This is a genomic window from Acidovorax sp. HMWF029, from assembly GCF_003060895.1.
Taxonomy (GTDB): Bacteria; Pseudomonadota; Gammaproteobacteria; order Burkholderiales; family Burkholderiaceae_C; genus Acidovorax.
Map to the genome: position 1 here is coordinate 1 of NZ_QAIH01000004.1, position 9,457 is coordinate 9,457.

Consider the following 9,457-nt stretch of genomic DNA (forward strand, 5'->3'; position numbering starts at 1 on the left):
CGCTGCTGCAGGCCGGTGATCAGCAGCACGGTGGGCGACGGGCTGCCACTTTGCAGGCCGCTGGTGGGCAGGCCCAAAGCCTGCAGCGCGGCGGTGTTGAGGAACACGGTGGCGGGGGCGAACAGGGCAAAGCGGTCGGCACCATCCCACGGGCGCGGCATGAGCGCGGGGGCCATGGGGGGCAGCAGCAGGGCGTCGGCACCCAGCACGCGCAGCGGGGTGCGGGCCGGGTTGGCTGCAGCGCTGGCGTCCGCCGCCTGTGCAACAGCCGAAAGCTCCAGCAGCGGGCTGGCGCGCGCCACCTGTGGGTCGGTCGCCAGTCTTTCGTAAAACGCCTCGGGCAGGTGGCCCTGCATGGCGCGCAACTCCAGGTCGGGCTGGCCGTTGACGGCGCGCACGGCCTGCGAGAACTCGTCCAGTGCCGATGCATTGATCACATGCACCGCAAACGCCAGCGCCACGCCCAGCATCACTGCCGCCACGGCTGCGGCGCTGCGCCAGGGGTGGTGGCGCAGGTCTTGCCAGGAGAAGGTGCGCAGCAGGGCGTGCATGGGCTGCAAAGGGGAGTTCGGGCTATCCGGCGATGCCACCCGCCGTGAGCCGCAGCACCCTATCCGCCCGTGCCGCCGCAGCGTCTGAATGCGTGACCAGCACCAGCGATGCGCCGTGCTCGCGTGTCTGCGCGAGCAGCAGGTCCATCACGCGGGTGGCGGTGGAGGGGTCGAGGTTGCCGGTGGGCTCGTCGGCCAGCAGCAGGGCGGGGCGGTGCACCAGCGCGCGGGCGATGGCCACGCGCTGCAGTTGGCCGCCGCTGAGCTGCTGCGGCAGCCGCACGCCCAAGCCGTCCAGGCCCACGGCGGCCAGCATGTGCTGTACGCGTTCGGTCTCGGTTTGCCCCAGCAGCATCAGCGGCAGGGCCACGTTTTGCGCCACGTCCAGGTGCGGCAGCACGTGGAAGGCCTGGAACACAAAGCCTACATGGGCGCGCCGCCACAGCGCGCGCTGTGTGTCGTCGAGCTGACCGAGGTCGGTAGTGCCGTGGGTGATGTGGCCGGTGTCCCAGGTGTCCAGGCCCGCCAGGCAGTTGAGCAGGGTGGATTTGCCCACGCCCGAGTCGCCCACGATGGCCACAAACTCGCCCGGCGCCACGCTGAAGTGCACGTTGGAAAACACCGGCGTGCTGCCGTAGTGCTTGCCCAGGCCGTCTACGTGCAGCAAGGTCATGAAGGGGTGCGCTGTGCCAGCCGCTGCAGCACGGCTTGCACCAGCTCGGCCACGGCGTGGGGGTGGTCGCAGGCAATCGCGTGGCGCTGCGGCATGCTGCGCAGCCAGGTGATCTGGCGCTTGGCCAGCTGGCGCGTGGCGGCGATGCCGCGTTCGCGCAGCAGGCCCATGTTGATGGCGCGGCCGGGCGCTTGCGCGGCGATGAAGTCCAGCTCGTCCCACACCTGGCGGTAACCCACGCAGCGCATGGAGGGCAAATCGGGGTGCAGGTCGCCGCGTGCGCGCAGCGCCTGAACTTCGTCGATGAAGCCGCCTGCCAGCATGGCGTCAAAACGCTGGGCGATGCGTGCGTGCAGCCAGGCGCGGTCGCCGGGTTCTAAAGAAAAAAGGGCGTTTCCGCGCGTTGGTAAAGCATTTTCAGCTATCTTTTTTGTAGTATGGAAGCTCGACAGAGGTTGACCCGACACATGCCACACCTCCAGTGCGCGCTGGATGCGCTGGCTGTCGCCGGGCGCCAGGCGCGCTGCGGTGACGGGGTCCACGCGCGCCAGCTCGGCGTGCAGCGCGGGCCAGCCCTGCTCGGCGGCTTGGGCTTCGATTTTTGCGCGCACCTCGGGGTCGGCGGCGGGCATGTCGTCAATGCCGTCGAACAGCGCCTTGAAGTACAGCATGGTGCCGCCCACCAGCAGCGGCAGTGCGCCACGGGCGCGTATCTCGGCGATGAGCCGGGTCGCGTCCTGCACAAACTCGGCGGCGCTGTAGGCCTGCAGCGGGTCGCGGATGTCGATGAGGTGGTGCGGGACAAAGGCGCGTTCTTCGGTCGTGGGCTTGGCGGTGCCAATGTCCATGCCCTGGTACACCAGGGCCGAATCCACGCTGATGATCTCGACCGGCTGCCCCTGCTTGCCCAGCACGGCGGCCAGGGCCAGGGCGCCAGCAGTCTTGCCGGATGCGGTGGGGCCCGCCAGGGCGATCACGGGCAGGCCATCTTGGGTCTCAGGCACGGTCACGGGCGGCTCCAAATTTTTGCACCAGCGTCCACGAGATGATGGCCAGCACCACCGACCAGAACCAGATGCCGTTGACCAGCGGCCATACCGTGCCGTCAAGCCGCTGGCCCAGCCAGCCGCCAATTGCAAAGGCTGCCAGCATCATCATGAAACCGTTGAGGGCCGACGCCACGCCCGCCGCCTGCGGAAACGGCCCCACGGCCCCGCTTTGTCCGCAGGGCTGGTGGATGCCATGGCCCACCATGAACAGGTAAAACGGCAGCAGCAGGGCCCACGGGTGGTGCCAGCCCATCCAGGCCACCAGCGCCATCAGCGTGCCGCCCGCCACGCTCAGGCCCCCGGCAATGGCCACCGTGCGCTGCAGCCCATGGCGGGCCAGCAGGCGGCGGCACAAGAAGGTGCCGCCCAGGTAGGCCGCGCAGGCCGAGGCCATGGTCCAGCCGTACTGCGTGCGTGTGAGGCCCAGCACGTCGATGTACACAAACGATGACGCCGCCAGAAAGGTGAACAGACCGCCGTAGGTGGCCGTGGTCTGCAGCGAAAACGCCCAGAAGGTGGGGCTCTTCAGCACATTTAGCCAGGTGCTGGCCAGTGCACGCGGCTGCAGGGCCTGGGGGTTGGGTTTTGCCAGCGTCTCGGGCATGCGCAGGGCCACCAGGGCCAGGGTGATGACCGCGTACACCGTCAATGCAGAAAGCGCGGCGCGCCAGCCCAGCCATTCGCTCAGCAGCCCGCCCAAAGGCGCGCAGATGCAGGCCACGACGCCCAGACCCGTGAGTGCCTTGGACATGGCGCGTGCGCCCTCCAGCGGCGTATACAGGTCACGCACGATGGCGCGTGCGCACATCACCACCGCGCCCATGGCGGCGCCCTGGGCAATGCGCCACAGGATGAGCAGGGCCATGCTGGGTGCCAGCGCGCTGCCCACCGAGGCCACGGTGTAGATGGACAGGCCCGCCAGCAGCACGGGGCGGCGGCCAAACCGGTCGGACAGCGGGCCCCACACCATTTGCGAGCAGCCAAACGCCAGGAGCAGACCGCTCAGGGTGAGCTGCGCTGCCGATAGGGGGGCGCCCAGACTGCGTGTGAGCGCGGGCAGGGCGGGCAGGTACAGGTCGGTGGTGACGGGCTGGATGGACAGCAGCAGGGCCAGCACCAGAATGGCCAGGCCGGGATGGATCGAGACGGGGGCGTGGGCCGCAGGCACAGCGGTGGCGGAGGGGGCAGACATATCTGTCTGAGGGTACCAGATGGGGCATGGGCGCCGTGCCGGGCGGGGCTTGTGAGTAGTGGTGAGAACTGGTGTGTGACCTGCGTCGCGCGGGTGACAGGGGGCGGGGCCGGCGGCGCAGCACCATGCTGGTGCGGCTGGCCGGGCCCAGGCCGCCGCACAACAACACACAACACAACGAACCAGGAGACAACATCCCATGCACAAGATCACAACCCCCCGGGAGCCCCAGGGCTGGCGCCCTGCCGTGGCCACCAGGCTGCGCAGCGCGCTGGCGCTGGCCGCCCTGGGCACTGCCCTGGCCGCCCAGGCCCAGGCTCCGGCCCTGCCTGCGCCGGAGAGCGTGACACTCGACAAACTGGGCTACATGAGCACCTTCCCGCCCGAGGGTGCGCAGCGCGTGGACTTGAGCAATTCCTTCAAATACCCGCAGATGCGCTGGGCGTTGCAGCACTTGCGCGAGCTGCAGCCCACGCGCAACATTCGCCGGGGCGGCGCAGCACCATCGCCCCTGCCCGCAGACCCCAAGCCTCTGGGCGGTGTGGTGTTTGACGACGACAAGGGCCAGCCGATCACGGTGGACCAGTGGCTCACCCGCACCTATACCGATGCGCTGGTCGTGATGCACAAAGGCCGCGTGGTGTTCGAGCGCTACGACAACCAGATGAAGCCGCACACGCCGCACCTGCTGTTCTCGGTCACCAAGTCGTTCACCGGCCTGATGGCCGCACAGCTGGCACACGAGGGCAAGATCGACCCCAATGCGCTGGTCACCAAATATGTGCCTGAGCTGGCCGACTCGGCCTGGGGCGACATGAAGGTGCGTGAGGTGATGGACATGACGGGTGCCGTGCGCTTCCGTGAGGTCTACACCGACCCTACTACCGAGATTTTTGGCTACAGCTGGTCCAGCGGCATGCTGCCGCGCCCGCCGGGTTACCAGGGGCCGACCCATGTGTATGACTTCCTCAAGACCCTGAAGAAAGAGGGCGAACACGGCGCAGGTTTTGTGTACCGCACCGTGCATTCCGAGGTGCTGGGCTGGGTCGTTTCGCGCGCCACCGGCAAACACTGGGCCGATCTGATGAGTGACAACATCTGGCAGAAGCTGGGCACGGAGGAAGACGCCCATGTGATGGTGGACAGCGTGGGCACGCCGCTGCAGGGCGCGGGGCTCAATGCCACCGCGCGCGACCTGGCGCGGTTTGGCGAAATGCTGCGCCTGGGCGGCAGCTACAACGGCCAGAAGATTTTTGACAGGGCCGTGATCGACGACACCGCCAAGGGCGGCGACCGCGAGAAGTTCAAGATGGGCGGCATGGCGTTCCGCCCCGGCTACAGCTACCGCAACCAGTGGTGGGTGCTGCACAACGCCGACGGCGCCTGGGAGGCTGCAGGCATCCACGGCCAGTTCATCCACGTGAACCCGGCTGCCGAGATGGTGGTGATCAAGCTCTCGTCGCACCCTGTGGCGGGCGCAGCCTTCACCCACCCGCTCACGCTCAAGGCATGGGCAGCGCTGGCGCAGGCGGTGCGGCGCTGAGGTGTCTGCGTTGAGGTTGCAGCGCCTGGGCTTTGGCCCGGGCGCTTACTTCAGCTTGAACAACGCCACCATGGCTTCTCGGTAGAGGCCATGGCCCACGGCGTTGGTGTTGTGGTGCGATCCGCCCTCCACCAGCACAAAGCGCTTGGGCTCCGCTGCCGCCTCGTACAGCTTGCGGCCCAGGCGGGGCGGGATCAGGCGGTCCTCGCTGCCATGCACCACCAGCAGGGGCGAGCCGATCTCTGCCACCTTGCGCACAGATTCAAACCGCTGGGTGATCAGGCCCGACACTGGCAGCCAGCCCCATTTGAACGTGCTCACCACCTCGGGGATGCTGGTGAAGGTGCCTTCGACAATGGTGCCCTGCTCGTCCTGCACCTGGCGCGCCAGGTCAATGGCAATGGCGCCGCCAAGCGAATGGCCAAAGATATAGCGGGGTTTGTTCGGCTTGTGCTGTTCAAGCCAGGCCCATGCGGCGCGGGCATCCTCGGCGGCGGTGGCTTCAGACGGCAGGCCTGGGCTGCTGCGGCCAAACCCCCGGTAGTCGATGGCCAGCACCGAGAACCCCAGCTCCTGCATGCGCCGGATGCGGTTGGATGAGCCCGCCACGTTCCAGCGCGCGCCATGCAGGTACAGAAGCACCGGGGCATCCTTGCGCTCGTGGGGCAGCCACAGGCCGTGCAGGCGCTCGGCCTTGCCGCTGGCGTCAGACTGGAAGTCGATCCAGACATCCTCCATGCCCTTGGTGGAGGGGGCGCCGCCCCAGCTGCGGTCGCTGGGCTGGAAAATCCACTCCCGCTGCTTGGCGTCGAGGGTGGCGCAGCCCGCCAGGACGGCGAGGGCCAGCGCCAGGGAGATCAGGACAGGGGTGCGTTTCATGAAGAGGACATGATCGGCGCGATGCCGGAAAGTTCTGTTCTTCCTTCATGCACAGCTTGTACCCCCTGTCTCTAAAAAGCAGGTAATGCCGCGCTGCAGCATCGAATGATGTTCAAAAGTGATGCTTTCACGCAGATGTCTCTGCACAATGATGGTGATTGTGGCACTTGAATTGCCACATGTTGGTGCATCTGGTGGGCGGCATAAAACCGTCACCGGTTCGCAAGAAGGGCGTCACAACCTTGTCACAAGGTGGGCCCAGAGTTCGATGGTTTCATACATAACGAGGAGAAAAAAATGCACATTCCTGGTGCAAAGTGGGGACTTCTGGCCGTGGCGGCCATGCTGGCAGCCTGCGGCGGCAGCGACAACAGCCCCTACCCCACATTGAACGGCGACAAGCCCCTGGTGATTGGCCACCGTGGCGCCAGCGGCTACCTGCCCGAGCACACGCTGGAGAGCTACAAGCGTGCGGTGGAGCTGGGTGCCGACTTCATCGAACCCGACCTGGTGGCGACCAAGGACGGCGTGCTGATTGCCCGCCACGAGCCCAACATCACCGGCACCACCGATGTCTCCACCCGCGCTGAATTTGCCAGCCGCAAGACCAAGAAGATGGTGGACGGCGTGGAAGACGAAGGCTGGTTCGCCTCGGACTTCACCCTGGCCGAAATCAAGACCCTGCGCGCCATCCAGCCCATGGCCGAGCGCGACCAGTCGCACAACGGCAAGTACCAGATCCCCACGCTGGAAGAAGTGCTGGACCTGGCCAAGAGCGAAGGCACCAAGGCTGGCCGCACGGTGGGTGTATACCCTGAAACCAAGCACCCCACCTACCACGTCAACCTGGGCCTGCAGCTGGAAGACCGGTTGCTGGCTGTGCTGGCCAAGTACGGCTACACCAGCAAGACCTCGCCCGTCATCGTGCAGTCGTTTGAAGTGTCCAACCTCAAATACCTGCGCACCAAGACGCAAATCCGCCTGGTGCAACTGGTGGACGCGGACGACGTGAACCCGGATGGCACCATGTCGCTGGTGGCGCCCTACGACAAGCCGTACGACTTTGCCGTGGCCGGTGATAAGCGCACCTTTGCCAGCCTGCTCACCCCCGCAGGCCTCAAGGAAGTCAAGACCTACGCTGACGGCATTGGTCCCTGGAAGCCGTATCTCATCCCCTCCAAGCAGGTGGATGCCAACAAGGACGGCAAGCCCGACGACCTGAACGGCGACGGCAAGATCGACGACCGCGACCGCGTGATGATGCCCGCCACCGACGTGGTGAAAAACGCCCACGCCGAAGGCCTGATGGTGCACCCCTACACCTTCCGCAGCGAGGCCCGGCGCCTGGCATCGGATTACAAGGGCGACCCCAAGGCCGAGTACAAGCTGTTCTACAACCTGGGTGTGGATGGGGTGTTCAGCGACTTCCCGGATACGGCGAAGGCAGCACGGGACAATTGAAGTCCCCCTGAGGCGCTGCGCGCCATCCCCCGGAGGGGGACGCACCCGGTGTGGCCCGGCAAAGCCGGTTCCTCGGGTGCACTGGCCTGAGGGCGCGCCGGTTGCGGCAGCCCTCGGGCTTGATTGGAAGGTAGTTCATCGGCCCGCGAGGCCGATTTTTTGTGCCTACGGTTGCCTTACCGCCCCCGCAGGAACAGCCCGTCCAGCTCCTTCATGCTGAGCTGCCGCCATGTCGGCCGTCCGTGGTTGCACTGGTCGCTGCGGTCCGTCGTCTCCATCTGCCGCAGCAGCGCGTTCATCTCGTCGATGGTGAGCTTGCGGTTGGCGCGCACGGCGCCGTGGCAGGCCATGGTGCCCAGAATTTCGTTGCGGGCGCGTTGCACCACGGTGGTGGCGTCGTGCTGGGCCAGCTCGGCCAGCACGCTGCGGGCCAGTTCCACGGGATCGCCCTGGGCCAGGGTGGTGGGCACGGCGCGCACGGCCAGGGTTTTGGGGGAGAAGGGCACGATCTCCAGGCCCAGTGTGGCCAGCACTTCGATGGACTCTTCGGCGGTGGCCACCTCTTGCGGCGTGGCGGCGAAGGTGGCGGGGATCAGCAGGGGCTGGCTGGCAATGCGGGCGCCGGTATCCACCTGGGCTTTGAGGCGTTCGTACACGATGCGTTCGTGGGCGGCGTGCATGTCCACGATGACCATGCCCTGGGCGTTTTCGGCCAGGATGTAGACGCCGTGCAGCTGTGCCACGGCGCGGCCCAGGGGCCAGTGGGCGGTGGTGCTGTCGCGGCCGGTGGGCCAGGCGGTGGTGTCGGGTGTGGCGAAGGTTTCAGCGGCTTCGGGGGCGGTCGGCGGGCCGTCGGGCGCTGTCTGGGGCTCGGTAGGTTGGGAGGGCTGGGCGGAGGTTGCCCACAGGCCCCCCAGGCTGGCGGGCGATGCTGCGGGGGCTCCGTGGCCGGGACCGCTGCCGTTGCTGCTGGCACTACTGCTGGGCGCCCACAGCGCCTGCAGGTCTTGCACGCGGTGGCCACGTTCTTCAAATTTGATAGCAGCCTGGGCTTGCCAGGCAGGCGGTAGGGGCTGGTTTTTATCGAAATTTTCAGCCGCAGGCGCTGGGGTGGCCGTGTTGGCTGCCGCCAGCGCGGCGGCACGGGGTGCGGCCAGCGCGTTTTCTACCGCGTGGCGCACGGCCTGGTGCACTTCGCGGCTGTCGCGAAAGCGCACCTCGATCTTGGTGGGGTGCACGTTCACGTCCACGCGCGCCGGGTCGATTTCGACATACAGCGCATAGATAGGCTGCTTGTGGCCGTGCAGCACGTCTTCGTAGGCGCTGCGCGCGGCGTGGGTGAGCACCTTGTCGCGCACGAAGCGGCCGTTCACGTAGCAATATTGGTGGTCGGGGCGCGAGCGGGCCGCGTCGGGCAGGCCTGCGCGGCCGGTGACGGTAACTGGGCCCACGCGGTGCTGCACGGCCACCGATTGGGTGACGAAGTCTTCGCCCAGCACGTCCGACAGGCGGCGGGCCAGCGCGTCTTGTGCATCCTCCTGCCCGGGCACGAAGGTGGCGCGCCATTGCTCCACCAGCTTGCCTTCGTGCCAGATGGCAAAGCCCACGTCGGGCCGGGCCAGCGCGTGGCGGCGCACGGATTCGATGCAGTGCGCCAGTTCGGTGGCGTCAGTCTTCAGGAACTTGCGGCGCGCGGGGGTGGAGAAGAACAGCTCCTTCACCTCCACCGTGGTGCCGGTGCTGCGGGCGGCGGGGCGCAGCTCACCGCTGCGGGCGTCGAGCAAGAAGGCGCTGGCTTGGTGTGCAGGGCGCGAGAGCAGCGACATTTCGGACACCGAGGCAATGGCCGCCAGCGCCTCGCCCCGAAAGCCCATGGTGGCCACGGTTTCCAGGTCGTCCAGGTTGGTGATCTTGCTGGTGGCATGGCGGCGCAGGGCCACGGGCAGTTCTTCTTGCGGGATGCCGCCGCCGTCGTCTTCCACGGTAATCAGCCGCACGCCCCCGGCCGACAGGCGCAGGGTGATCTGCGTGGCCCCGGCGTCCAGTGCGTTGTCCACCAGCTCGCGCACCACCGAGGCGGGGCGCTCCACCACCTCACCGGCGGCGATC

At 67.3% G+C, this 9,457-nt stretch carries 7 protein-coding genes and 1 pseudogene; 2 read left to right on the top strand and 6 right to left on the bottom strand.

Annotated features, from left to right (window positions below):
• From DBR12_RS00295 to DBR12_RS00310, 4 genes and pseudogenes are all read right to left on the bottom strand, one after another.
• Nucleotides 1-551: pseudogene (locus DBR12_RS00295) on the bottom strand (ABC transporter permease); the annotation flags it as partial.
• Between the two features lie 22 nt (nucleotides 552-573).
• Nucleotides 574-1,224: an ABC transporter ATP-binding protein gene (locus tag DBR12_RS00300; RefSeq protein WP_108615422.1), complete on the bottom strand. Its 651-nt coding sequence runs from the start codon at nucleotides 1,222-1,224 to the stop codon at nucleotides 574-576.
• Nucleotides 1,221-2,228, bottom strand: coding sequence for a tRNA (adenosine(37)-N6)-dimethylallyltransferase MiaA (gene miaA / locus DBR12_RS00305; protein WP_369861254.1), 1,008 nt, complete (start codon nucleotides 2,226-2,228; stop codon nucleotides 1,221-1,223). Before miaA ends, DBR12_RS00300 begins: the two co-directional genes overlap by 4 nt.
• The gene (locus DBR12_RS00310; protein ID WP_108615423.1) at nucleotides 2,221-3,465 is read right to left on the bottom strand and encodes a multidrug effflux MFS transporter; all 1,245 of its coding nucleotides are present in this window, start codon (nucleotides 3,463-3,465) and stop codon (nucleotides 2,221-2,223) included. Before DBR12_RS00310 ends, miaA begins: the two co-directional genes overlap by 8 nt.
• A 199-nt stretch (nucleotides 3,466-3,664) precedes the next feature.
• Here DBR12_RS00310 and DBR12_RS00315 point away from each other — a divergent pair, with 199 nt between their 5' ends.
• A complete protein-coding gene (locus DBR12_RS00315) occupies nucleotides 3,665-5,008 on the top strand; it encodes a serine hydrolase (protein WP_233244227.1) in 1,344 nt (447 codons plus the stop codon).
• Nucleotides 5,009-5,053: 45 nt separating this feature from the next.
• Here DBR12_RS00315 and DBR12_RS00320 read toward each other — a convergent pair whose 3' ends face one another.
• Nucleotides 5,054-5,887: an alpha/beta hydrolase gene (locus tag DBR12_RS00320; protein ID WP_108615424.1), complete on the bottom strand. Its 834-nt coding sequence runs from the start codon at nucleotides 5,885-5,887 to the stop codon at nucleotides 5,054-5,056.
• A 297-nt stretch (nucleotides 5,888-6,184) separates the two neighbouring features.
• On the opposite strand from DBR12_RS00320, the gene DBR12_RS00325 reads away from it, so the two are divergent.
• Nucleotides 6,185-7,348 carry a glycerophosphodiester phosphodiesterase gene (locus tag DBR12_RS00325; RefSeq protein ID WP_108615425.1) on the top strand — a complete coding sequence of 388 codons (1,164 nt, stop codon included), beginning with the start codon at nucleotides 6,185-6,187 and terminating at the stop codon, nucleotides 7,346-7,348.
• Between the two features lie 176 nt (nucleotides 7,349-7,524).
• Here the strand turns inward: DBR12_RS00325 and mutL are convergent, their stop codons facing one another.
• Nucleotides 7,525-9,456: a DNA mismatch repair endonuclease MutL gene (gene mutL, locus DBR12_RS00330; RefSeq protein ID WP_369861255.1), complete on the bottom strand. Its 1,932-nt coding sequence runs from the start codon at nucleotides 9,454-9,456 to the stop codon at nucleotides 7,525-7,527.
• Nucleotide 9,457 lies beyond the last annotated feature (1 nt).